At 60.2% G+C, this 23,638-nt stretch carries 25 protein-coding genes; 20 read left to right on the top strand and 5 right to left on the bottom strand.

The window, feature by feature from the left end:
- Positions 1–57 precede the first annotated feature (57 nt).
- From ACR0B5_RS09265 to ACR0B5_RS09250, 4 genes are all read left to right on the top strand, one after another.
- The gene (locus tag ACR0B5_RS09265) at positions 58–768 is read left to right on the top strand and encodes a VIT1/CCC1 transporter family protein (RefSeq protein WP_170377767.1); all 711 of its coding nucleotides are present in this window, start codon (positions 58–60) and stop codon (positions 766–768) included.
- 216 nt (positions 769–984) lie between these two features.
- Complete coding sequence (gene ileS, locus ACR0B5_RS09260; RefSeq protein WP_480540100.1) at positions 985–3,897, top strand: isoleucine--tRNA ligase; 2,913 nt, start codon at positions 985–987, stop codon at positions 3,895–3,897.
- 138 nt (positions 3,898–4,035) lie between these two features.
- A complete protein-coding gene (locus ACR0B5_RS09255; protein ID WP_480540099.1) occupies positions 4,036–4,491 on the top strand; it encodes a methylated-DNA--[protein]-cysteine S-methyltransferase in 456 nt (151 codons plus the stop codon).
- 76 nt (positions 4,492–4,567) lie between these two features.
- Positions 4,568–5,035: a hypothetical protein gene (locus tag ACR0B5_RS09250; protein ID WP_480540097.1), complete on the top strand. Its 468-nt coding sequence runs from the start codon at positions 4,568–4,570 to the stop codon at positions 5,033–5,035.
- Here ACR0B5_RS09250 and ACR0B5_RS09245 read toward each other — a convergent pair.
- From ACR0B5_RS09245 to fsa, 4 genes are all read right to left on the bottom strand, one after another.
- Positions 5,020–5,733, bottom strand: a complete 714-nt coding sequence (locus tag ACR0B5_RS09245; protein WP_480540095.1) for a CDP-alcohol phosphatidyltransferase family protein — start codon at positions 5,731–5,733, stop codon at positions 5,020–5,022. The two genes, ACR0B5_RS09250 and ACR0B5_RS09245, sit on opposite strands and share 16 nt — an antisense overlap.
- Before the next feature lie 88 nt (positions 5,734–5,821).
- The gene (locus ACR0B5_RS09240) at positions 5,822–6,742 is read right to left on the bottom strand and encodes a tyrosine recombinase XerC (protein WP_480540093.1); all 921 of its coding nucleotides are present in this window, start codon (positions 6,740–6,742) and stop codon (positions 5,822–5,824) included.
- Positions 6,739–7,446, bottom strand: a complete 708-nt coding sequence (locus ACR0B5_RS09235) for a DUF484 family protein (RefSeq protein WP_480540091.1) — start codon at positions 7,444–7,446, stop codon at positions 6,739–6,741. Before ACR0B5_RS09235 ends, ACR0B5_RS09240 begins: the two co-directional genes overlap by 4 nt.
- 198 nt (positions 7,447–7,644) lie before the next feature.
- Positions 7,645–8,298: a fructose-6-phosphate aldolase gene (gene fsa, locus ACR0B5_RS09230; protein WP_480540089.1), complete on the bottom strand. Its 654-nt coding sequence runs from the start codon at positions 8,296–8,298 to the stop codon at positions 7,645–7,647.
- A gap of 88 nt (positions 8,299–8,386) precedes the next feature.
- Between fsa and ACR0B5_RS09225 the strand changes: the two genes are divergently transcribed.
- From ACR0B5_RS09225 to ACR0B5_RS09210, 4 genes are all read left to right on the top strand, one after another.
- Positions 8,387–10,582, top strand: coding sequence for a primosomal protein N' (locus ACR0B5_RS09225; protein WP_480540087.1), 2,196 nt, complete (start codon positions 8,387–8,389; stop codon positions 10,580–10,582).
- Positions 10,583–10,662: 80 nt separating this feature from the next.
- The gene (locus ACR0B5_RS09220) at positions 10,663–11,895 is read left to right on the top strand and encodes an MFS transporter (protein ID WP_170477551.1); all 1,233 of its coding nucleotides are present in this window, start codon (positions 10,663–10,665) and stop codon (positions 11,893–11,895) included.
- 66 nt (positions 11,896–11,961) lie between these two features.
- Positions 11,962–12,834: a 50S ribosomal protein L11 methyltransferase gene (locus ACR0B5_RS09215; protein ID WP_480540085.1), complete on the top strand. Its 873-nt coding sequence runs from the start codon at positions 11,962–11,964 to the stop codon at positions 12,832–12,834.
- A 108-nt stretch (positions 12,835–12,942) separates the two neighbouring features.
- Complete coding sequence (locus ACR0B5_RS09210; protein WP_170377788.1) at positions 12,943–13,287, top strand: hypothetical protein; 345 nt, start codon at positions 12,943–12,945, stop codon at positions 13,285–13,287.
- A 98-nt stretch (positions 13,288–13,385) separates the two neighbouring features.
- On the opposite strand, the gene ACR0B5_RS09205 is transcribed toward ACR0B5_RS09210, so the two are convergent.
- Complete coding sequence (locus ACR0B5_RS09205) at positions 13,386–13,601, bottom strand: DUF1127 domain-containing protein (RefSeq protein ID WP_170472013.1); 216 nt, start codon at positions 13,599–13,601, stop codon at positions 13,386–13,388.
- A gap of 332 nt (positions 13,602–13,933) precedes the next feature.
- Between ACR0B5_RS09205 and ruvC the strand changes: the two genes are divergently transcribed.
- The 12 genes from ruvC to tilS all read left to right on the top strand — a co-directional run bounded on the left by ruvC (position 13,934) and on the right by tilS (position 23,575).
- Positions 13,934–14,431: a crossover junction endodeoxyribonuclease RuvC gene (gene ruvC / locus ACR0B5_RS09200; RefSeq protein WP_170377793.1), complete on the top strand. Its 498-nt coding sequence runs from the start codon at positions 13,934–13,936 to the stop codon at positions 14,429–14,431.
- Positions 14,428–15,105, top strand: a complete 678-nt coding sequence (ruvA, locus tag ACR0B5_RS09195; protein ID WP_480540083.1) for a Holliday junction branch migration protein RuvA — start codon at positions 14,428–14,430, stop codon at positions 15,103–15,105. Before ruvC ends, ruvA begins: the two co-directional genes overlap by 4 nt.
- Positions 15,106–15,109: 4 nt before the next feature.
- Entirely contained in the window at positions 15,110–16,129 is a 1,020-nt protein-coding gene (gene ruvB / locus ACR0B5_RS09190; protein ID WP_170462271.1) for a Holliday junction branch migration DNA helicase RuvB, read from the top strand.
- A 61-nt stretch (positions 16,130–16,190) separates the two neighbouring features.
- Positions 16,191–16,814: a hypothetical protein gene (locus ACR0B5_RS09185; protein ID WP_480540081.1), complete on the top strand. Its 624-nt coding sequence runs from the start codon at positions 16,191–16,193 to the stop codon at positions 16,812–16,814.
- The gene (gene ybgC, locus ACR0B5_RS09180; RefSeq protein WP_170554706.1) at positions 16,811–17,194 is read left to right on the top strand and encodes a tol-pal system-associated acyl-CoA thioesterase; all 384 of its coding nucleotides are present in this window, start codon (positions 16,811–16,813) and stop codon (positions 17,192–17,194) included. Before ACR0B5_RS09185 ends, ybgC begins: the two co-directional genes overlap by 4 nt.
- Before the next feature lie 107 nt (positions 17,195–17,301).
- Positions 17,302–17,997 carry a protein TolQ gene (gene tolQ / locus ACR0B5_RS09175; RefSeq protein WP_170377803.1) on the top strand — a complete coding sequence of 232 codons (696 nt, stop codon included), beginning with the start codon at positions 17,302–17,304 and terminating at the stop codon, positions 17,995–17,997.
- Between the two features lie 2 nt (positions 17,998–17,999).
- Positions 18,000–18,470, top strand: a complete 471-nt coding sequence (gene tolR / locus ACR0B5_RS09170; protein WP_170472004.1) for a protein TolR — start codon at positions 18,000–18,002, stop codon at positions 18,468–18,470.
- A gap of 15 nt (positions 18,471–18,485) precedes the next feature.
- A complete protein-coding gene (locus ACR0B5_RS09165) occupies positions 18,486–19,589 on the top strand; it encodes an energy transducer TonB (RefSeq protein ID WP_480540079.1) in 1,104 nt (367 codons plus the stop codon).
- A complete protein-coding gene (gene tolB, locus ACR0B5_RS09160) occupies positions 19,586–20,905 on the top strand; it encodes a Tol-Pal system beta propeller repeat protein TolB (RefSeq protein ID WP_480540077.1) in 1,320 nt (439 codons plus the stop codon). The genes ACR0B5_RS09165 and tolB overlap by 4 nt, the downstream gene beginning before the upstream one ends.
- 84 nt (positions 20,906–20,989) lie before the next feature.
- Complete coding sequence (gene pal, locus ACR0B5_RS09155) at positions 20,990–21,496, top strand: peptidoglycan-associated lipoprotein Pal (protein ID WP_170462258.1); 507 nt, start codon at positions 20,990–20,992, stop codon at positions 21,494–21,496.
- A 4-nt stretch (positions 21,497–21,500) separates the two neighbouring features.
- Positions 21,501–22,325, top strand: a complete 825-nt coding sequence (ybgF, locus tag ACR0B5_RS09150; RefSeq protein WP_170677039.1) for a tol-pal system protein YbgF — start codon at positions 21,501–21,503, stop codon at positions 22,323–22,325.
- Positions 22,316–23,575, top strand: coding sequence for a tRNA lysidine(34) synthetase TilS (gene tilS, locus ACR0B5_RS09145; RefSeq protein ID WP_480540075.1), 1,260 nt, complete (start codon positions 22,316–22,318; stop codon positions 23,573–23,575). Before ybgF ends, tilS begins: the two co-directional genes overlap by 10 nt.
- Positions 23,576–23,638 lie beyond the last annotated feature (63 nt).

The raw sequence follows: 23,638 nt of genomic DNA, 5'->3' as shown, positions 1-23,638 counted from the left end.
TGACGCAAGGCGGGATGGCATGCAATTCGTCACAGTGAATGTGACAGAAAGCGAGCCATGACAGATCACGGTCACAGCCAGCAGGAAATCGAACAGAGAATAAGTGACCCGCCCGGGCGGGGCGTTTTGCGTGACATCGTCTACGGCGGCATCGATGGCTCGGTCACCACATTCGCGATTGTCGCAGGCGTTGTAGGCGCCGGGTTGTCCTCGTTCGTAATTGTTGCTCTGGGCTTGGCCAATGTGCTGGCCGACGGGTTTTCGATGGCCGTTGGCAACTATTCGGGCACCAAGGCCGAACTGGACAATATCAAACGCATTCGAGCAATCGAAAAGCGTCACATCGCGCTCTACCCGGATGGCGAGCGCGATGAGGTGCGCGAGATCCTTGCGCAGAAGGGTTTGTCCGGACAGGTGTTGGAGGATGCGACAGAGGCTATCACCGCGGACCGCGAAAACTGGATCAACCTGATGATCGAGGGCGAATACGGGCTTGGCAGCGTCGATCCGCATCCGGTGAAGGCTGCGATGGCCACGTTTCTGGCCTTTCTGGTGGCCGGGATGGTTCCTCTGCTGCCGTTTCTGCTGGCTCTGGACAACGCTTTCACTCTCTCTGTCTGCATGACCATGGGGGTGTTTTTTGCCATCGGAGCGCTGAAAAGCCGGTGGTCGCTGACTCCGTGGTGGCGCTCGGGGCTGGAGACGTTTGCCATCGGCGGTGCAGCGGCCATGATTGCCTATTTCGTGGGGTCGTTGTTTCACCCTTAGCCCGATGATGTAGCGCCATTCGTCGCATAGGGCGGAGCCTCTGGACCATCGGGCATGGGCGGCTTATAAGCGCCCCCATGCATGACCAGATGGCCATCATTATTCGAATTATATCCCCGGCGCTCTGACCCTTTGAGACGCCGGGCAAAGGTGTTTGAGACTTCGCACCGACCGCTTCGATCCTAGTACGACCAGATCATCCAAAGGACGCCCCCAATGTGCGCCGACACGATCCAGACACCCGACTACAAAGACACGCTGAACCTACCCAAGACCGAATTCCCCATGCGCGCTGGATTGCCCAAGCGCGAACCCGCATGGCTGGAGCGTTGGGAAAAGATCGGCGTCTACGACCGCCTGCGCGAGAAAGAAGGCCGTAAGCCTTTCACCCTGCATGACGGCCCACCCTACGCGAACGGTCACCTCCATATCGGCCACGCGCTGAACAAGACGATCAAGGACATGATCGTGCGATCGCATCAGATGATGGGTTTCGACGCGCGCTATGTGCCCGGTTGGGACTGTCACGGTCTGCCCATCGAATGGAAGATCGAGGAACAGTACCGCAAGAAGGGCAAGAACAAGGACGAGGTGAACATCGTCGACTTCCGTCAGGAGTGCCGCAAGTTCGCAGAAGGCTGGATCGACATCCAGCGCGAAGAGTTCAAGCGCCTGGGCATCACTGGCAACTGGCCCGATCCCTACATCACGATGGACTACCATGCCGAGGCGGTGATCGCCGACGAGTTTATGAAGTTCCTGATGAACGGCACGCTCTATCAGGGTTCGAAGCCGGTTATGTGGTCGCCCATCGAAAAGACCGCTCTGGCCGAGGCCGAGGTTGAGTATCACGACAAGGAAAGCTTCACCATCTGGGTGAAGTTCAAGGTCGTGAATGCCGGTGATTTGAATGACGCATTTGTTGTGATCTGGACCACGACCCCTTGGACCATGCCGTCTAACAAGGCGGTCGTCTATGGCAAAGACATCTCGTACGGCCTCTACGAAGTCACCGGCGCGCCCGAGGAATGCTGGGCCAGTGTGGGTAACAAGTTCCTGCTGGCCGACAATCTGGCCGCCGATGTGCTGGGCCGCGCGCGTCTGAACGACGACCAGTGGACCCGTGTCCGCGATGTGACCAGTGATGAGCTGGCAGGTGTGCAACTGACCCACCCGCTGGCCGGGGCCGAAGGCGGCAATGGCGAATGGGATGACATCCGCGACTTCCGCGCCGCTGAGTTCGTGACCGATACCGAAGGGACCGGTTTCGTCCACTGTGCACCGTCGCACGGTATGGAGGAATTTGAGCTCTACCGCGATCTGGGCATGCTCGAGCAGGTCATCACTTATAACGTGATGGACGACGGCTCGTTCCGCGCTGATCTGCCGTTCTTTGGCGGCAAATACATTCTGTCGCGCAAGGGCGGTGAGGGTGACGCGAACAAAGCGGTCATCGACAAGCTGGTCGAGGTCGGAGGGCTGCTGGCGCGCGGCAAGATCAAGCACAGCTATCCGCATTCGTGGCGCTCGAAAGCGCCGATCATCTATCGCAACACGCCGCAGTGGTTTGCCTCGGTCGACCGCAAGCTGGACGATGGCATGGGCGAGATGGGTGATACCATCCGAGAACGTGCCCTGCGGTCGATCGACGAGCTGGTGAAATGGACGCCGCAGACCGGCCGTAACCGTCTGTATTCGATGATCGAGGCGCGCCCGGATTGGGTTCTGTCGCGTCAGCGCGCCTGGGGTGTGCCGCTGACCTGCTTTACCAAGAAGGGTGCTTTGCCAACCGACGCAGATTACCTGCTGCGCAATGCCGATCTGAACGCGCGCATCAAGGCGGCGTTCGAGAAAGACGGCGCGGATATCTGGTACACCGACGGGTTCAAAGAGAAGATCCTCGACGGCATCGCCAATCCGGATGACTACGATCAGGTCTTCGACGTGTTGGACGTGTGGTTCGACTCTGGGTCCACCCATGCCTTCGTTCTGCGCGACCGTGAGGACGGCACCGAAGATGGCATCGCCGATGTCTACATGGAAGGCACCGACCAGCACCGCGGTTGGTTCCATTCGTCGATGCTGCAGGCCTGCGGCACCAAAGGCCGTGCGCCCTACCGCAACGTGGTGACCCATGGTTTCACGCTGGATGCCAAGGGCAACAAGATGTCCAAGTCTCTGGGCAACACCATCGTGCCGGAGGAGGTCGTCAAGCAATATGGCGCCGATATCCTGCGTCTGTGGGTGGCTCAGACCGACTATACCGCCGACCAGCGGATCGGGCCGGAAATCCTGAAAGGCACCGCCGACAGCTATCGCCGTCTGCGCAACACGATGCGGTTCATGCTGGGATCATTGGCCGACTTCACCGAGGCCGACCGTGTCTCGCCCGAGGATATGCCGCGTCTGGAACGCTGGGTCCTCAGCCGTTTGGCCGATCTGGATGAGCAGGTCCGAAAAGGCTATGCGGAGTTCGATTTCCAGGGCGTGTTCAGCGCGGTCTTCACCTTTGCTACGGTTGATTTGTCGTCCTTCTACTTCGACGTCCGCAAGGACGCGCTCTATTGCGACGGCGACAGCCTGCGTCGCCGCGCGGCCCGTACCGTGCTGGATATCCTGTTCCATCGCCTGACCACATGGCTGGCACCGGTTCTGGTCTTCACCATGGAAGAGGTCTGGTTGGAGCGGTTCCCCGGCGACGACAGCTCGGTCCATCTGGTGGATTTCCCGGAGACCCCCGTAGATTGGCGTGATGCCGAGCTTGAAGAGGCCGTTTCCAAGGTCCGCCGCGTGCGTCGCGCTGTGACGGCAGCGCTAGAGGTTCAGCGTCAGGATAAGGTGATCGGATCCAGCCTGGAGGCTGCTCCGATTGTGCATGTCGAAGATCAGGACACTGTTGCGCTGTTGGCGAGTTTTGATGTGGATGATCTTTGCATCACCTCGGGCTTGACGGTCTCCAAGGATCCGGCCCCGGCCGAAGCCTTCCGCGTGCCCGAGATTGAAGGCGTTGGTGTGGTATTCGAAAAGGCGGAAGGCGACAAATGCCAGCGGTGCTGGAAGATTCTGCCCGACGTGGGACGGCATAGTCATGCGGGCGTCTGTGGGCGCTGCGATGAAGCACTGAGCTGAAGTACCTGTTGAGTGCGGTGGACGGAGTCTTTTGCGAGGCTCTGCCTCGCGCTCCGAGGTATTTAATAAACAGAAGAAGAGGCGGGCGCGGCGCGTTATGGGTTGCGCTTTGCCTGCAAAGGCTGGCAGCCTTCGCTCATGCCGATGATTGCAGTACGGACCCAATTTGGGTGTCTTGGGGTTGAGGAACAGGACGGGGCGATTACGCGTCTTGTCTGGGGCGGCGTGAGCGACGGGCCCGAGACACCTTTGTTGCGTGAAGCGGCGGCACAGTTGAAGGCATATGATGACGGGCGGCTTGAGCGGTTTGATCTGCCTTACCACGTCGTGGGGTCTGCGTTTCAGCGGCAGGTCTGTGATTTGATGTACGCGATTCCGCTTGGCGAAACTCGCACCTATGGGGATATCGCCAGGGAGCTGGGGCAGCCGCCTCAGCCGGTGGGGCAGGCCTGTGGGGCGAACCCGATCCCTGTCATCATTCCGTGCCATCGTGTTCTGGCGGCCAATGGGTTGGGCGGGTTCTCAGGCGATGGCGGGGTTGAGACCAAAGTGGCCCTGTTGCTGCACGAAAAGGCGGCGGGTCTGTTGATCTGATCGGTGAAAACCTGTTGCATTCCAACGTCTCGAGCCTCACCTTGTTTCAAAAGGAGAGTTCGAAGGATCCCATTGAATGACCGACCAAGCAGAACGCGCCGCAGAAAAGAAAGCCATCATAGACCGACTGATGTCTCTGGAGGCGCAGGAACTGGCTACGGCCCAGGCGCATTACGACGCCTTTCTGAAAGATGCCCAACTGGATGATCGAGAGGGGCATGACAAGGATGATATCGCAGCCTCGCGCGAGAATGCGGACCTTGCAGCGGCGTTCGACGCGCCGGTACATGCGCATCATGCCAAGATCGACGTGATCGGAAACACCAATTTCGGTATCACTGATACGGTTCAGCCCGGCGCGGTCATCAAGTTCAACAATCGCCGTTTTGTTGTTTGCGTCTCAACCACTCGGTTTGATGTGGACGGCAAGACCTATATGGGTATCTCAACCCAGAGCCCGATTTATCTGGCCATGATTGGCCTGCAGGCTGGCGACGTCTTCACCCATAACGGGACCGAGTTTGAGGTTCAGGACGTTTTGTAATCCGCGCTTTTGCGTTGCGGAATGACCTGCTGCGCAATGCCTGCGAAGACCAGGTACAGGCTGGTCACAACCAGCCCCCAATGCGCCCAGCTTTCCGGGTGGAAATCAACCCAGGCCGCCCAACCGGCAAAGAAGGTCCAGGCCAGTGCCATGGGCAGGGTCACGCTGCGCCAACGCTCGGTGCGGACGGGGTGGACGAATTTCAGCGGCAGGAACATGGCGATGGCCAAAAGGGTTACCAGAACGAGGCTGACCCAGAAGTTCGGCTCGAGCGCGAAGATCACGATGACAAACATGTTCCAGCATCCAGGGAAGCCAGAGAACGAGTTGTCCTTGGTCTTCATCCGCGTGTCGGCAAAGTACATGGCGCTGGCGAATGTTATGACGATAATCGCAAACCATCCGGTCCAGCCATCCATCAAGCCGGATTTGAACAGCGCATAAGCCGGTATGAACACATAGGTCAGGTAATCGATGATGAGATCCAATAGGACACCATCAAACTCGGGTGCGTTTTTCTTGACGTGATAGTGGCGGGCCAAGGGGCCGTCGATGCCGTCGACGATGAAGGACACCACAAGCCACAGATACATCAGGCTCCATTTTTCATCCACGGCCGCCAGCATGGCGAGCATTGCGAAAACGGCTCCGGTTGCGGTGAAAAGATGAACGGCAAGCGCTTTGAATCTAAGTGTCATGCCCGTGTCATGAAGGATGTGAGGAGCAGATGCAAAGCAAAAAGACAGTTTGGTTGCAAGGACACTGACGACGGTATGCTTTTGAAGCTCAGGCCTTTGGGTGGGCGCGGTTGTAGACCTCCATCAGGCGGGCGGTATCGACGGCCGTATAGGTCTGGGTAGTGGAGAGCGAGGCGTGGCCCAGGAGCTCTTGAATAGCGCGCAAGTCCCCACCGGCTGAGAGCAGATGCGTGGCAAAACTGTGCCGCATGGCATGGGGCGTCGCGGTTGCGGGCAGGCCGAGTTGCATCCGGGCCTTCGACATAACCTCTTGGATCGCGCGCGGATTGAGCGTTCCGCCCCGGACACCGCGAAACAGGGCAAGGTTGTCCGATTTCGGGTGCGGGCAGAGTTGGAGATAGTGGTCCACCGCTTCGCGCGCGGCAGGAAGGACAGGGACGATCCTCTCTTTGTCGCCTTTGCCTGTTATGCGCAGGGTTGCCGGCAGGGGGGCATCTGCACCGGTCAGAGACAGCGCCTCAGAAATGCGCAATCCGCAGCCGTAGAGTAGCGTGACAACGGCCACATCACGGGCTGAGACCCAGTCATTGCTGGATTGCAACTCAACCGTTTCGATCATGGCGCGGGCTGCGTCCTCGGCCAGAGGGCGGGGGAGCTTTTTGGTGAATTTCGGCGCGCGGGTTGAAAGGACGGCAGTCGGTTCGAACCCTTCACGCTCGGCCAGCCAACGGTAGAAGCTTTTGACGGCTGAGAGTTTTCGGGCCAGCGATCGCGCGCCCACGCCGCTTTGGCGTTGATCGGCCATCCAGGCACGCATGTCCGAAACGGTGATGCGTTCGAGCGCGGCGATGCCCTGACGGTCTCCGTGGTGTAGGGTCATGAACGACAGGAAATCGGAGACATCCCCGCGATAGGCGGTTTGGGTATTTTGAGACCGCCCCGCCAGCGCACCCAGACTCTCCAACCAGTGTTGGAGCGCGTCCCGGCAGGCTGGCGAAATCAGGCTCACGACAGCCAGTGGCGCATCGAGCGTTCGAAAACGCCAGCAAAGAACGATAACAGATCGGTGCCAAGTTGCGGCGTGAAATGCCTCGGGTCCGAGGCTCCCATGACTATCAGACCGGGCAGGCGACCGGATCCGAGATCTAGCTTCAGGCAGGCCTCGGATCTGAGTTGAGCGGCAAGAGTGCCAAATACCCTTTGATTGGGCCTATCGATTTCGCGCAAGATGACGTCGCGCGCAGGACCGCCGCGATCATAGGTGAGGTATTGTTCGACAAAGCCGGGTTCGACAACGGTCAGCGTGCCGCCCAGCTTGTCGATGGCGGGATCGTCCATAAGGGCGGTGGTTTCAAGCACTAGTGTGATGCGCTGGACCCGCAGGATTTCGGCGACATCCTGGCCGAGGACGCGCAGGAAGTCTTCGAACTCTACCGGTTCCAGAAGACGCAGAATGGCGCGGTGGACCTGATTGGTCCCGGCCAGGTTTTCGTAGGCTGCGGCGATGACGGACCGGTGCGTGTCTTCCAAGCGGTCAAGTCTGGCCTCGAGCCGTTGCATGGCGATGCCGCGCAGGTCGATGACGTTGTCGCCTCGGGCCTGTTCATTGGCGTCCACCAGTGCCTGCATCAGATCTTTGTCATCCAGCAAAGCATCAGGCTTGGCCAGAATCGCGGCTCGGAGGTTGTCCTCGAGTTTTGGGTTGCTGCTCATGTCCCGTCCGGTCGTTTTTTGTTTTGGCGGCTTATAGCACGGCCAACCGGAATTACCTTGGGAAAAATGCACGTCTGGGTGGATTTCGTTTTGCGCTGTGTCCGGAGCGCTCCCGCCTGTTTGGCGCTGATCAGAGATCAGCTCCGCACAGTTGGGCCGGGCGCGGTGCCTGTCGGCACCGCGCGGTCGTGCAAAGGGTCAGAGGATTTTCTGACCGGTTTTGGCCCAGTCGGCCAGGAAGGTTTCTAGGCCTTTGTCAGTCAGCGGGTGGTCGGCCAGTTTCTTAATGACGGCGGGCGGTGCGGTGATCACGTCGGCACCAATGCGCGCGCTGTCGGTCACGTGGTTCACGGTACGGATCGAGGCGGCGAGGATTTCGGTCTCAAACCCGTAGTTGTCATAGATCTGACGGATATCGGCGATCAGATCCATGCCGTCGAGGTTGATGTCGTCCAAGCGACCGATGAAGGGCGAGATGAAGGTCGCGCCTGCCTTGGCGGCCAACAGCGCCTGATTGGCCGAGAAGCACAGGGTCACGTTGACCATCTGGCCTTCGTCGCTAAGGGTTTTGCAGGTTTTCAGACCGGCCCATGTCAGCGGGACTTTCACGGTGATGTTCGGCGCGATCTGGGCCAGCTTGCGGCCTTCGGCGATCATGTCGTCGGCCTCGGTGGCGACAACTTCGGCGGATACGGGGCCGTCGACCAGATCACAGATCTCTTTGGTGACTTCCAGAATGTCGCGGCCTGATTTCAGGATCAGCGAAGGGTTGGTGGTGACGCCGTCCACCATGCCCAGGTCGTTCAGTTCGGCAATGGCGTCGATCTCGGCGGTGTCTACGAAGAATTTCATGCGGGCAGTCCTTTGATGGGTTGGCCTTGGTCGCGGATGGCTTTACCTCAAAGAGACCCCTGCTGGAACCCCCTGCATAGGATATGCTGTGAGCGCTAACGGATTTTTCGACGAAGGAGAGCTGGTTGCGGTGTTGACCACGCAACCTCTGGACCGGACGTTGGACTACAAAGCGCCCGAAGGTGGCTGCTTTCTGGGTGCGTTTGTCGAGGTGCCTTTGGGTCCACGAAAAGTACTGGGCGTGGTCTGGGGGCCGGGGCAGGGCGGGTTCGATCTGGCCAAGGCGCGGTCCGTGATCCGGGTGCTTGAGGTTGCGCCCATGCGTGAAGAGATGCGGGTGTTTCTAGGGAAAGTGGCGGATTACACGCTGACACCGATGCCTGCGATGCTGCGCCTTGCGACCCGCGCGCCGGGCTTGGGAGATCCGCCCTCGATGCGTAAGGTCTACCGGCTAGGGACTGTCGAGCCTGATCGGATGACCGATGCCCGCACCCGGGTGCTTGAGGCGTTGAAGGAATATGGCGGGCTGGCCTTCACCTTGAAGGAACTGGCCGAGCAGGCCGGGGTAACGACCTCTGTCGTCAAAGGCTTGGTCAAACTGGGCGCTGTTCGGGAAGAGGACAGCCCGCGCGATTTGCCTTATCCCTTTCTCGATCCCGAGTTGCCCGGCAAAGACCTGACCGAGGATCAGGCGGCGGCCGTGGCGCGGCTCCAGGCGGGCCAGCGGACGGGCACCTACGGCACAACGCTGCTGAAAGGCGTGACAGGTTCGGGCAAGACCGAGGTCTACCTGGAGGCCGTCGCCGAAGCAATGCGCATGGGACGCCAGGCGCTGGTTCTTCTGCCCGAGATTGCGCTGACGGCCGAATTCCTGACCCGCGTCGAGGCTCGGTTTGGTGCCCGTCCGGCCGAGTGGCACTCAGGGGCCACGATGACCGAACGCCGCCGGGTCTGGCGGATGGTCGGGCAGGGTGATGCGCAACTGGTGGTGGGCGCGCGCTCGGCCCTGTTCCTGCCATTTCGTGATTTGGGCTTGGTTGTGGTCGATGAGGAACACGATACCTCGTACAAACAGGAAGACGGTGTACACTACAGCGCGCGGGACATGGCCGTTCTGCGCTCGGCCATTTGCGGTGGGCGGGTGATTCTGGCCAGCGCGACGCCCTCGTTGGAAAGCTGGGCCAATGCCGAGGCGGGCAAGTATGAGCGGCTGGATCTGACCTCGCGCTTCGGGGCGGCGGTTCTGCCCGAGATGAAGCCGATCGATATGCGCGCCGAGCAGATGCAGACAGGGACGTGGATTTCCCCGTCCTTGCGGCAGGCAGTATGGCAACGGATCGAAAAGGGCGAACAGTCAATGCTGTTCATCAACCGCCGGGGCTATGCGCCGGTGACCTTGTGCCGAGCCTGCGGAGAGCAGATCGCCTGCGATCACTGTGACGCGCGGATGGTGGAACATCGATTCCTCAAGCGCTTGATGTGCCATCAATGCGGCGAGACCAAGCCGATGCCCGAGGCATGCCCCTCTTGCGGGGTCGAAGGGAAACTGGCCCCGGTTGGGCCGGGGATCGAACGGCTGGCGGAAGAGGCCGAGGCGACGTTCCCCGAGGCCAAGATCGCAATGCTCAGTTCCGACCTGTTCGGCTCGGCCCGCGCGTTGAAGGCCAAGATTGAAGAGATCGCCGAAGGGGATGCAGATATCGTCATCGGCACGCAGCTGGTGGCCAAGGGGCATAACTTTCCCAAGCTGACGCTGGTGGGCGTCATTGATGCCGATCTCAGCCTGCATGGCGCGGATTTGCGCGCGGCTGAGCGGACGTTCCAACTGATGCGACAGGTGGCGGGGCGTGCGGGGCGCGCAAACAAGCCGGGGCAGGCGCTGTTGCAAACGTTTCAGCCCGAGCATCCGGTCATCCGGGCCATTCTGTCGGGTGATGAGGAAGGCTTCTGGAAGGCCGAGGCTGCCGGTCGCCAAGCCGCTGGTGTGCCGCCTTATGGGCGCATGGCGGGGATCGTGCTGTCTGGTCCCGAGGTCGCTCCGGTCTTCGATATCGGCAATGCAATGGCGCGCAATGATGCGCCGTTGCGCGAGATTGGCGCTCAGGTCTTTGGTCCAGCGCCTGCGCCGATTGCCCGGATCCGAGGCAGGCATCGCGTGCGCCTTTTGGTCAAGGCCCCCAAGGGCGCGCCCATTCAGGACGCCATCGCCCGCTGGATCGCGCCTCTGCGCCTGAAAGGGGATATCCGCCTGACCGTCGATATCGACCCGCAGAACTTTTACTGACCTCTGCACAGGCGCAGAGCGGATGTGCGCTGGGATCTCTCCTCTCGCCAAAGCGCAAAAATCGGCGTAGAGGGAGTCGCATGTTGAAACCCATGCCACTTTCCGAGGCGCAAAGCCTGCCGTTCTGGCGTCGCCCGATCACGCTGCTGTTCATGATGGCGCTGACTATGCCCATTGCATTCAATGGATGGAGCGCGCTTTTGAACAACTTTGTCATCGAAGTGGCGAATTTCGATGGCGCGGATATCGGCTTGTTGCACACCGTGCGGGAAATACCGGGTTTTCTAGCCGTAGGTGTGATCGCTGTGATCATATTTGTGCGGGAACAGGTGCTGGCCATGATCTCGCTGATGATGTTGGGAGTGGCGACGGCGGTGACTGCGTGGTTCCCAAGCCTTGGCGGGCTGTTGTTCGTAACGCTCTTCAGCTCGATCGGCTTTCACTACTACGAGACGGTCAACCAGTCGCTGCAGTTGCAATGGCTGCCGAAGGACCGCGCGCCGCAGATTCTGGGATGGCTTGTGGCAATGGGCTCGGCGGCCACGGCGGTGGTCTATGGGCTGATCGTCCTGACATGGGACCGGTTCGACCTGTCCTATAACTTCGTCTTCATGATGGCGGGCGGTGCGACGGCGCTGTTGGCTCTGTTCTGCCTGTTGGCCTATCCGCAATTCGACGCGCCGACGCCTCAGACCAAGAAGCTGATCCTGCGCAAACGCTATTGGCTGTATTACGCGCTGCAATTCATGGCAGGCGCGCGCCGTCAGATCTTTGTGGTGTTCGCGGGCTTCATGATGGTTGAGAAATTTGGATTCGAGGTGCACGAACTGACCAGCCTGTATCTGATCAACCTCGTGATCAATATGGCCGCGGCTCCGATGCTGGGCAAAGCGGTGTCCAAATTTGGCGAGCGCCGGACATTGATCTTCGAATATGCCGGACTAGCCATTGTTTTCGCAGCATATGGCGGCATCTACTGGTTTGGGTGGGGCGTGGTTCTGGCGGCGACCCTCTATGTGATCGACCATGTGCTGTTCGCGCTGGCTTTGGCCTTGAAAACCTACTTCCAGAAAATCGCCGATCCCGCCGATATCGCACCGACGGCCGCTGTGGCGTTTACCATCAACCATATCGCGGCGGTGTTCCTTCCCGCGCTGCTTGGGTTGCTTTGGGTGGCCTCACCCGGCGCAGTGTTTGCGCTGGCGGCGGCGATGGCGATGATCTCGCTAGCCCTGTCTCTGTTGATCCCGCGCCATCCCGAGCCGGGAAATGAGACCATCCTGACCAAATACGCGCCGGCACCCGCCGAATAGGCGCAAGAGCTTGACCTTGGTGGGCCCAAGCCCTAGGCGCTGTCCTGACCCAGACAGGAGGCCCCCATGCCCACATTCACCGCTCTTACCACGCTGACCGGCAAGAAACCCGCCGAAGGCCTTGGCGAAGCGATGGAGCGTCTGGATCCCGAACCCACTGGCGTTGGAGTATTTGAGGTCGAAGATGGCTCGGGTCTGTGGGAAGTTGGCGGGTATTTCACCAAAGCCCCCGATGAGACGGCGCTGGCCGTACTGGCCGCGGCCTTTGAGGCCAAGCCCTTTGTGGTGTCCGAGCTGCCCGAAACCGATTGGGTTGCCCATGTGCGCCGTGAACTGGCCCCGGTCGAGGCGGGCCGTTTCTTTGTCTATGGCAGCCACGACGCCGACAAGCTGCCCGAAGGTCGGATCCCCCTGTTGATCGAGGCCGCGATGGCCTTTGGTACCGGCCACCACGGAACGACTCTGGGCTGTCTAAAGGCGCTTGATCAGTTGCTGGACGAAGGGTTCTCGGCCAGCAAGGTCGCCGATATCGGGTGTGGGACTGCCGTGCTGGCCATGGCAGCTGCGCGTGTTTGGGAAGGGGACATCATCGCCAGTGACATTGATCAGGTTGCCGTCGATGTGGCCGAAGCGAACCTGAAGGCCAATGGCATGTCCGGTCAGGTTCACTGTGTCGAGGCCGCTGGCTTCGATCACCCGGACCTGAACGCGCACGCGCCCTATGATTTGATTTTCGCCAACATCCTGAAGGGTCCGCTGGTCGCTCTGTCGCCGGAAATCTCGGCGAATCTGCGGGCGGAGGGCTATGCAATCCTGTCGGGAATCCTGAACGAACAGTCCGATGATGTGGTGAATGTTTATTCCCACAATGGCTTCAATCTGCATCATCGAGGTGAGATTGGTGAATGGACGACGCTAATCTTAAGTAAACAGGGCTAAATCAGGGCTATTTACAGGAGTTTTCTAGAGTCGCGCCACGTTTTTGTCGCAATCTATGCTTACCCTTTTTTAATCATTTTGATGGGGGGCGGTTTTATGGAGGCTGCCATGGCGGGAAAACAACTGGAATTTGATCAGCGCGTTCAGCGTCTGAACAAGAAGCACTCGAAGCTTAGCAAAGGCTATCGCGCGACGATGCGCAAAGATGGCTTGGTAGTGATGAAGCCGCAAAGGGTCCGCTCTGCGGTTCCGGCCAAAGTTCTGCTGTTTACTCTGCTGGCAGTTTTCGCGTTTAAAGCGTTTCTTTTGTCCAGCCTCGGCCCCTCAGGATATCAATACCGCATCGACAGCCTGAAAGAGGGCACACAGGTCGAACAGGCAGGCGCCTGGATCATGCAGATCGACCCGGTTTCACAGTTCCTCTCGGTTCAGCTCAACAAAGTTCTCTACTAAGCACAAGCTGAAACAGAAAACACCGCGGCCTTTCGGCTCGCGGTGTTTCTTTGCGCCCCTACAGGGAGGAGAAAGGGGCGTATCGCGAGTGGGTCGTCTTACCGGCGGCCTTCGGCGATGACGTCGATGTCGCCGCGGCACAGGCCGATATCATCCAGTTCGCGGTCGCTCAGACCGGTCAGCACGTTGCGTGTTACGCGGGCGTCATTCCAATCGACGGCGGCATGTGCAACCGATGTGAAAAATGCGCCGATACGGCCAACGAGGCCGAATGAGCCAGTGGTGGCGATGCGGGTCGAGTCCAGTGCAGCCATATCCTGTTTCCTTCTGGTTTGTGTGAACATTTGATCTTGCGATCTGAGCGGCATCTAGTGTCGAAGATTTGCCCGCGCAATAGCATTTTTTGCATGTGTCCTATGCAGTTTTTGCAACGCTTGCTGAATCTGTAAGCACCTTAAAAACATGATTAAAACGGGTTCATAAAAGTGTCGATTTCAGACTTTTCGAAGTCGCAAACCGTCCTTCGTGTCGCGCGCAGGATGGCGGTGTCGTTTTCAGACTTAGGGTCAATTCGCTTGGAAAATGTTCACGCTTCGTGCTATCCGTTGAAAAAAGATCACAAAACCCGAGCGGGCTGAGGCGAAGCATGCGAATTCTGGGCATTGATCCGGGGCTTAGGACCCTGGGATGGGGCGTTATCGAATCAAACGGCAGCCGGTTGAGCCACGTTTCGAACGGTTTGTGCAAATCTGACGGGGATGATCTGGGCGAGCGGCTGCTGTCTCTTCACAATCAGATTGTCGAGGTCATCGCCGAATACAGGCCCGACCAAGCTGCGATTGAGCAGACTTTCGTGAACAAGGACGGTGCCGGAACGCTTAAACTCGGTCAGGCGCGAGGTGTTGCTTTGCTGACGCTGGCACAGGCCGGGCTGCCTGTGGGGGAATATGCGCCGAACCGGGTCAAGAAAACCGTCGTTGGCGTTGGGCATGCCGAGAAAGAGCAGGTCCTGCACATGGTCAAGCTGCAGCTGCCGGGCTGTCTGCCCAAGGGCGCGGATGCGGCGGATGCATTGGCGATCGCGATCTGTCATGCGTATTACGGCAAGACACAACAGCCGCGTGTGAAAGAGGTGAGGGCATGATCGGTAAACTGACAGGGCGTCTGGACTATCGCGCGGCGGACCACGTCCTGATCGACGTACGAGGCGTTGGCTACATCGTCTATTGCTCTGACCGGACCATGGCTGCGTTGCCGGGTGTGGGTGAGGCGGTCTCGATCTACACCGACATGGTCGTGCGTGAGGACCTGATGCAGCTTTACGGATTCCTCTCACTGATTGAGAAGGAATGGCATCGACTGCTGTGTTCGGTTCAGGGCGTTGGGGCCAAGGTCTCGCTGGCCATTCTCAGCGCGTTGGGGCCGGATGGGGTAAGCCGCGCGATTGCTCTGGGCGATTGGGGCGCGGTGAAGGCTGCCAAGGGGGTCGGTCCGAAGACCGCTCAGCGCATCGTGCTGGACCTGAAGGACAAGGCTCCGGGCGTTATGGCGATGGGCGGCACCGTGACCGAGGCGATGGACGGCCCAGCGTTGGAAGTTGTTGAGACCGTCGAGCCGCAACCAGTGCCGAAGCGGACCGCAAAACCGGCCTCGGGGTCGGCGGCGGCCTCTGCGGGGGCGTTATCGGCCTTGTCGAATTTGGGGTATGGCCCATCCGAGGCGGCCTCGGCGGTGGCGGAGGCGGCGGCCAATCTGCCCGACGCGGGCGAGGCTGAGTTGATCCGCGCGGCGCTTAAGCTGCTGGCTCCGAAAGGGTGATTGAATGGTAGACGCCGATCCCACGCTGCGGCCGGACCCTCTGCCCGAGGACAATGATCGCGCCCTACGCCCGCAGGGGCTGGATGAGTTCATCGGTCAGGCCGAGGCGCGCGCAAACCTGCGCATCTTCATCCAATCCGCCAAGCAGCGCGGCGAGGCGATGGATCATACGCTGTTCCATGGTCCTCCGGGTTTGGGGAAAACCACGCTGGCACAAATCATGGCGCGCGAGTTGGGCGTGAATTTCCGTATGACCTCTGGTCCGGTTCTTGCCAAGGCGGGCGACCTGGCGGCAATCCTGACCAATCTGGAAGCGCGCGATGTGCTTTTCATCGACGAAATCCATCGCTTGAACCCGGCGGTTGAGGAAGTTCTCTATCCTGCAATGGAAGATTTTGAGCTGGATTTGGTGATTGGCGAAGGTCCAGCAGCGCGAACCGTTCGGATTGAATTGCAGCCGTTTACGCTGGTTGGAGCCACTACGCGGATGGGTCTGCTGACTACGCCGCTGCGCGACCGTTTTGGTATCCCGACCCGGTTGCAATTCTACACGGTCGATGAGTTGCACGAGATTGTCACCCGCAACGCGCGCAAACTCGGCGCGCCAGCAGACGACGACGGCGCGCGTGAGATTGCGCGCAGGTCGCGTGGGACGCCTCGGATCGCAGGGCGGCTGCTGCGGCGCGTGGTGGATTTCGCGATCGTCGAGGGCGACGGGCGGATTACGCGCGAATTGGCCGATGGCGCGCTGACACGTTTGGGCGTGGACCATCTTGGGTTGGACGGAGCCGATCGCCGGTATCTGAAACTGGTCGCTGAGAACTATGGCGGTGGTCCTGTTGGGATTGAGACGATGTCGGCGGCCTTGTCGGAAAGTCGCGACTCGCTTGAGGAGGTGATCGAGCCATATCTGTTGCAGCAGGGGCTGATCCAACGCACGCCACGCGGAAGGATGTTGGCACAAAAGGCGTGGACGCATTTGGGCATGGCTGCACCAAAGGGTCAGAGCGATCTGTTTGGTTGAAGGCAGCACCCAGAGATTTTAAGCCTTCAATGAGAGCATTTTAAAAAATGAAAGGCTGGGCGTGACACCGGACGAGATCGAGGCGCTGTTTACGCGCGAAAGCGGAGAGTTCCTGTTTGCGCGGTGGGGTCGCCCCATCGTACCGATCGTTTTCGGTGTCGAGGATGAGACGCTGGCAACCGTCAAAGGCGCGTTCGAGGCGGTGGTGACGCTGGCCGGTCACAAGATGGCCGAAACGGACCCTGAACTGGGCGCCAATTGCATGGTCTTTTTCTTCCGCGACTGGCAGGAACTGCTGGAGGTTCCGGATCTGGATCGCCTTATCCCCGATCTGGCGCCTTTGGTTGAGCGTCTGGTCGCGGCGGATGCCAATCAGTACCGGATCTTCCGGTTCGAAGAAGATGGCGCGATCCGCGCGGCCTTTGTATTTCTCCGCATGGACAAAGAACTGTCCAAAGTCCCGGCCGAGACTCTGGCGCTTAGTCAAGTGGTGCAGACCATTCTGCTGTGGTCGGATACGGCGTTTCGAAAGCAATCGCCTCTGGCTGTGGCGGGTGAGGCGACAATCCTGCGCCCGGATATTGCGGGCCTGATCCGAGCCGCTTACGATCCGATCTTGCCGGGGGCGGCGCAGGATGCCTCGCACGCGTTACGCCTGTTTGCCCGATTGGAGCCTCCGCAATGAAGCACATCTTTCCAGTTCGCGTTTACTATGAAGACACCGACATGGGCGGGGTCGTCTATCACGCGAACTACCTGCGCTACATCGAACGGGCGCGCTCGGACTGGGTGCGCCGTTTGGGCAATGACCAGAACGCCATGCGGGATGACGGGATCGTTTGGGTCGTACGGCGAGTCGAGGCGGACTACCTGTCGCCCGCCAAGTTTGATGACGAGTTGATTGTCGAAACAGAAGTAACCGAGATTTCCGGCGTGCGCCTGACCATGGCGCAACTGGTGAAACGGGGTGAGACCGATATTTTTCGTGCCTCGGTTACAGCGGTGTGCATCAACAAAGACGGCAAACCAATCCGCCTTCCGGCAGAGATTCGCGCATTGATGTAACATTTTCGCAGCCTGGGGTGGTTCTGTTGGCTTTTCAACCCCAACTGCGTTAGCGTTTGGCAAAACAAGGCCAAACAAACGGCCATCAGGCAAAAAAGAGCAGGTTCATGGAAGCTGAAACGCTGGCGCTGGCGCAGGAGATCGATTTCTCCATGTGGGGGCTGTATGCCCGCGCGACCTTTATCGTAAAACTGGTGATGCTGATGCTGATCGCGGCGTCGATTTGGTCCTGGGGCATCATCATTCAGAAACTCATCAACTATCGCGCGGCCCGGCGCGAAGCGCAGAAATTTGATGAGAGCTTCTGGTCTGGCAACCCGCTGGATGAGTTGTTTGAGCAGATCGGCTCGCAGCCCGATGGCAGTTCCGAGAAGATATTTGCGGCCGGCATGATCGAGTGGCGCAGGTCGCATCGCACGGATGGAGGTTTGATCGCCGGGGCGACGGCTCGGATCGACCGGTCGATGGATGTGGCAATCGCAAAAGAGGCTGAGACACTGCAGAAGGGTCTGCCGATCTTGGCGACTGTTGGCTCAACTGCGCCGTTCATTGGTCTGTTCGGCACGGTCTGGGGCATCATGAATGCGTTTATCGAGATTGCCGAGCAGCAGAATACCAACCTCGCCGTTGTGGCGCCCGGCATTGCCGAGGCGTTGCTTGCCACCGGTCTGGGCCTGCTGGCCGCGATCCCGGCGGTGATTTTCTACAACAAGCTCAGCGCGGATAGTGACCGGATCGTTGGAGGCTATGAGGCCTTTGCCGATGAATTCGCCACCATCCTGTCGCGCCAGTTGGATAGCTGACCATGGGGGCAGCGGTTCAGCAAAGCTCGGGCGGGAACGGACGTAGGCGCGGACGCCGGCGCGGTCGCGCCCAGCCGATGGCTGAGATCAACGTCACGCCCTTTGTCGACGTCATGCTGGTGCTGTTGATCATCTTCATGGTCGCTGCACCTCTGCTGACCGTTGGCGTGCCGGTCGATCTGCCCAAGACTGCCGCAAGCGCTTTGCCTGGCGATAGTGAGGAACCGCTGACCGTCACGCTGACCGCCGATGGCCGTATTCAGATCCAGACTACGGACATCGCGCGCGAAGAGCTGATTGGACGGCTGCGCGCCATCGCGGCAGAACGCAGCAGTGACCGTGTCTTCCTGCGGGCGGATGGGGCGATCCCCTACGCGCAGGTGATGCAGGTTATGGGCGCGCTGAATGCGGGCGGGTTTTCGAATGTGGGTCTGGTGACGGATACCGGCGGGCCGACGCTGGACGATGGGTAAAGGTGGGGTCGCGCGGTGGATACCGGCACCAAGATTTCAGCGATTGCGCATGTCAGCCTGATCGGCTGGGCGTTGTTCGGCGGCACCTTCCGGTCCGAGCCGCTGCCGACACAAGTGCAGGATGTTTCCGTGATTTCGGCTGAGCAATTCGCAGCGCTCACCGCGCAGCGCGATGAGCCTGAGCTGCCGGAGTCTCCGGGTACTCTGGAGCAACCCGAGGCGCCAGAGCCTGAGGTCAGCACCCCTGAGGTGACCCCGGAAGAACAGCCGCGCCCCGAGCCCGTGACGCCCGCAGAGCCGGAGCCTGAGACCGTCCCCGAAACGGTCGAGGTTCCGCCTGAGCCTGAGTTGCCCGAAGAACCTCCGACATTGACGGAACCGGAAACGGCCGCCTTGCCGGTGCCGCCGGGACCTGAAGCACAACCCAGCCCGGCTGAGCGTGTCGCCCCCGAGGCTATCGCGCCGCCTCCGCCCGAAGCTGAGCCGGAAGAGGTGGAAACACCTCCGGTTTCACTGGACGAAGGCGCTGAGACTCAGCAAGAACAACAAGATCAGACGGCCCCGGAAGAAGCCGCGCCCGAGATCGTGACCGAGGCCGAAGAGACCGACGAGCCAGCGCCTCTGACCTCGCCGCGTCCGCGTGTGCGGCCCAACCGTCCTGAACCCGCGCCTGAGGTTGCAGAAACCCCCGAACCGGCCCCGGAAACGCCCACGCCAGCGCCTGCGCCGGACAATAGCGACGCCATCAATGACGCGCTGTCCGAGGCATTGGCGGGCGGCACTGAACCCTCCGGCCCGCCCCTCACCAGCGGTGAAAAGGACGCGATGCGCGTTGCGGTCTCGCGGTGCTGGAATGTCGGATCGCTGTCGACCGATGCGCTGAACGTAGTGGTGACGGTTGCGTTCTCGCTCAATCGAGATGGCACGATTATCGACGAGAGCATTCGCTTGCTGAATAGCTCTGGCGGTGCTTCGGATGCCGAAAATAAAGCCTATCAGGCGGCCCGACGCGCAATTTTGCGCTGTGGCGCGCGTGGATATGATCTGCCTGCTGACAAATACGATCACTGGCAGGATATTGAGATTACATTCAATCCCGAGAGGATGCGGATCAAATGATGAAACTTCTGACCAGCCTCTTTCTTGGGCTGACCCTGGTGTCAGCTCCGGTTTACGCTCAGAACAGCCCCCTGCGGTTGGAAATTGATGAAGGCATCATCGAGCCGATGCCCTTTGCGGTTCCCAACTTCGTACCCGACGGCCCGGCGGCGACGCAGTTCGCTAACGATATCTCGCGTGTTGTTGCGGCGGATCTGACCGGAACGGGGTTGTTTCGCGAAATCTCCTCGGAAGCGTTCATCAGCCGGGTCAGCAGTTTCGACGCTCCAGTCCAGTTTGCCGATTGGAAAGCGATCAACGCGCAGGCTTTGGTGACAGGGGCTGTGAATGTCTCGGGCAAGCGGCTGACGGTTCGGTTCCGGGTCTGGGATGTGTTCTCGGGGCAAGAACTTGGTAACGGTCTGCAGCTGGCGGGCACCACGGATGGCTGGCGGCGCATGGCGCACAAGGTTGCTGATCAGGTTTATAGCCGTATCACCGGTGAAGGCGCCTATTTCGATAGCCGCGTTGCTTTTGTATCTGAAAGTGGCCCTAAGAACCAGCGCCTCAAGCGTTTGGCAATCATGGATTATGATGGGGCCAACGTTCAGTATATGACGGATAGCGCGGCCATCGTTCTGGCCCCGCGCTTTTCACCGACAGGCGAGCAACTGCTCTATACCAGCTACGAAAGCGGCAGCCCGCGGATCTACATTCTGGATGTCGGTCGTGTGCAGCGGCGCGAGCTGCGGACGCAGGACGGCACTATGAGCTTTTCTCCGCGTTTTTCGCCGGACGGGCGGTCGATCGTGTATTCGCTGATTCAGGGTGGCAACACCGATCTGTGGCGGATGGATCTGGCCTCGGGTCAGAGTACGCGCCTGACCAACACGCCTGCGATTGAAACCGCGCCCAGCTATTCACCGGATGGCAGCCAGATTGTGTTTGAAAGCGATCGCTCGGGCACGCCGCAGCTTTATGTGATGGCGGCAAACGGAGGCGAAGCGACGCGGATCAGCTTTGGTCAGGGGCGGTATGGTACGCCGGTCTGGTCGCCGCGTGGTGATTTGATTGCCTTCACCAAGCAGAACAAAGGTCGATTCCATATCGGCGTGATGCGCACCGATGGCAGCGAGGAACGCCTGCTGACATCGTCCTTCCTCGACGAAGGCCCGACCTGGTCGCCAAACGGTCGCGTCATCATGTTCACCCGTGAAACGCAAGGCGCAAGCGGTCGGGCGACGCTCTATTCCGTGGATATCTCGGGTCGGAACCTGCGCCCCGTGCGGACGCCGGATGGTGGCAGCGATCCGTCCTGGGGGCCATTGCAGAATTGATCGCCGCCACTGCGCGGCAAAGTTCACAAGAAACAGTCGCTGTGATAGACAGGCGGCAACAAACAAAACAACGAGGCACTTGAGATGAACGTATTGGGCAAAATCCTGGCCTTGGGCGCGCTGAGCGTGGTCGCGGCCTGTACCAACAATGATCCTTCGGCTTTGGGTGGCAGCGGCGCTGGTGGTAGCGGCTCGATCGTTGCGGGTTCTCCTAGTGATCCGCGCTCGCCCGCGTATTTCCAGCAGACGGTCGGGGATCGTGTTCTGTTCGCGGTTGATCAGTCCACCCTGTCGCCGCAGGCGCAGACCGTTTTGCAAGGGCAGGCGGAATGGCTGCTGGCCAACCCGGATTACGTGGCAACCATCGAAGGTCACGCGGATGAGCAGGGCACGCGGGAATACAACCTTGCGCTGGGCGCACGCCGGGCCAATGCGGCGCGTGAATACCTGATTTCGCGTGGGGTCGCAGGCAATCGTCTGACGACGGTCAGCTTCGGCAAAGAACGCCCGATCGAGATTTGCAGCACCGAAGATTGCTATTCCAAAAACCGCCGCGCGGTGACGGTGCTGACTGGTTCAACCTTGGGGTAAGACGATGAGAGTTGCAGGATGGGTTCTGGCCGCAGTTGTGGCAACAGCGGGCGTGGCGCAAGCGCAGGATCAGCAGACCCTGGCGGATATCCGGCAGGAGCTGACCGTGCTTCATGTCGAGATACAGCGCCTCAAGCGTGAGTTTTCGACCACCGGCTCTCCCGCGCCAAACCTGTCTGGCAGCTCGATCCTTGAACGTGTGGATGCGATTGAGGCAGAATTGCAGCGCCTGACCCGTCAGACCGAGCAACTGAACCAGCGCGTCCAGAACATCGTGACCGACGGCACCAACCGGATCGGAGATCTTGAATTCCGATTGGTCGAGCTGGAAGGCGGCGATCTATCGACACTGGGTGAGACCTCGACTTTGGGTGGCGAAGGGGAATCCACCGCTGCGGTAACACCCGCGCCGACGGAGCCGAACACTTCGGACCAGGGCGAGCTGGCCGTTGGCGAGCGAGCGGATTTCGACGATGCGTCGCAGGCGCTGGCCGATGGTGACTTCCAGACAGCTGCCACGATGTTCGCGCAATTTGACACCTCTTATCCCGGCAGCCCGCTTGCGCCGGAGGCGCATTTGAACCGTGGCAAAGCGCTCGAAGGGCTCGGGGATACGCGCGAGGCCGCACGTGCATTCCTCGCCAGCTTCACCGGAGATTCCGAAGGTGCCGTGGCCCCCGAGGCGCTGTTTGAACTTGGCGCAGCTTTGGGTCGTTTGGGACAGACCGATCAAGCCTGTATCACCTTGTCCGAGGTTGGCGTGCGCTTCCCGTCCTCGGGTCAAGCCTCAAGTGCGGTGCAGGAAATGGCCTCCTTGGGGTGTTCTTGACCCCGCCACTCGACACACTGACATCCGATCTGCGCGCCCGGTTGCCTGAACGTTTGCCGGAGCGTCTGGGCATCGCGGTCTCGGGCGGAGGGGACTCGGTTGCCCTGATGCACCTTTTGCACCGCATTGCGTCGGAGGAGGGGGTGGAACTGTTCGCCGCCACGGTTGACCACGGTTTGCGCGCCGAGTCGGCGGGTGAGGCCCGAACGGTTGCAAAACAGGCCGCCACGCTGGGTATGCCTCATGATACCTTGCATTGGCAGGGGTGGGACGGTGCAGGCAATCTGCAAGATCACGCCCGGCAGGCGCGGTATGCCTTGCTGACTGAGTGGGCAAAGCGCAACAACATCAGCGCGATTGCGTTGGGTCATACGGCGGATGATCAGGCCGAAACACTTCTTATGCGACTGGCCCGTTCAGCCGGCGTCACGGGGTTGTCGGGTATGCCAAGCGCTCGGACCCGCGATGGGATCGACCTGTTGCGCCCCATGCTGGGGATCACTCGGGACCGGCTGCGGGCCTATTTGATCGAGATTGGCACGCATTGGGTCGAGGACCCCTCGAATCAGGATACCAGCTTTGATCGGATCAAGGCGCGGCAAGCCGTGTCGGATTTAAAGCCGCTAGGCATATCGGCCGAAACCCTGACGCGTGTCGCCGACAACCTCACACAAGCGCGTGAGGCGCTGGAACGCTATGCGCAGGTCTCCGCCCAACGGGTTGCCGCCGTCGATGCCGGGGCCGTTGTGCTGGATCGCGAGGGCTTTGCGGCGCTGCCCGAAGAAATCCGCCGACGGGTTCTGGTTGGCGCGGTGTCGTGGATCGCGGGCCCCGGCTACCCGCCGCGCCAATCGACTGTGGATCAGGCGTTGCAGGCCATTCTGAACGGGGGTCCCGCCGCAATTGGGGGCTGTTTGCTGTTTTCAAAGGCAGAAAAACAGTGGATCTGCAGGGAATTCAACGCGGTTGACGGCCTGACCGCGACAATCACGGCTACATGGGACGCGCGTTGGGTGCTGTCCGGCCCCGATATTCCGGGGTCTGAGATTCGGGCTTTGGGTGAAAACGGCCTGCAGATGCTGCCAGACTGGCGTGCCACGGGGCGTCCACGGCTTGCTTTGCAAGCGTCTCCGGCGGTTTGGAGGGGCGACACTCTTGAGGCCGCACCCCTAGCCGGATTCGCCAATGGCTGGCGCGCTGATCTGGCCCCTGATTGGCCCGAGTTTCACGCATCTTTTTTATCGCATTGAACCTCAGCCAATCCTCTCTATTTTAAGAAGCAACCCGGCAGGTCCTTGTCTGCCGAAATCTTT

Source organism: Ruegeria sp. AG1 (genome assembly GCF_056541705.1).
This window is presented reverse-complemented; position numbering and strand designations above follow the sequence as displayed.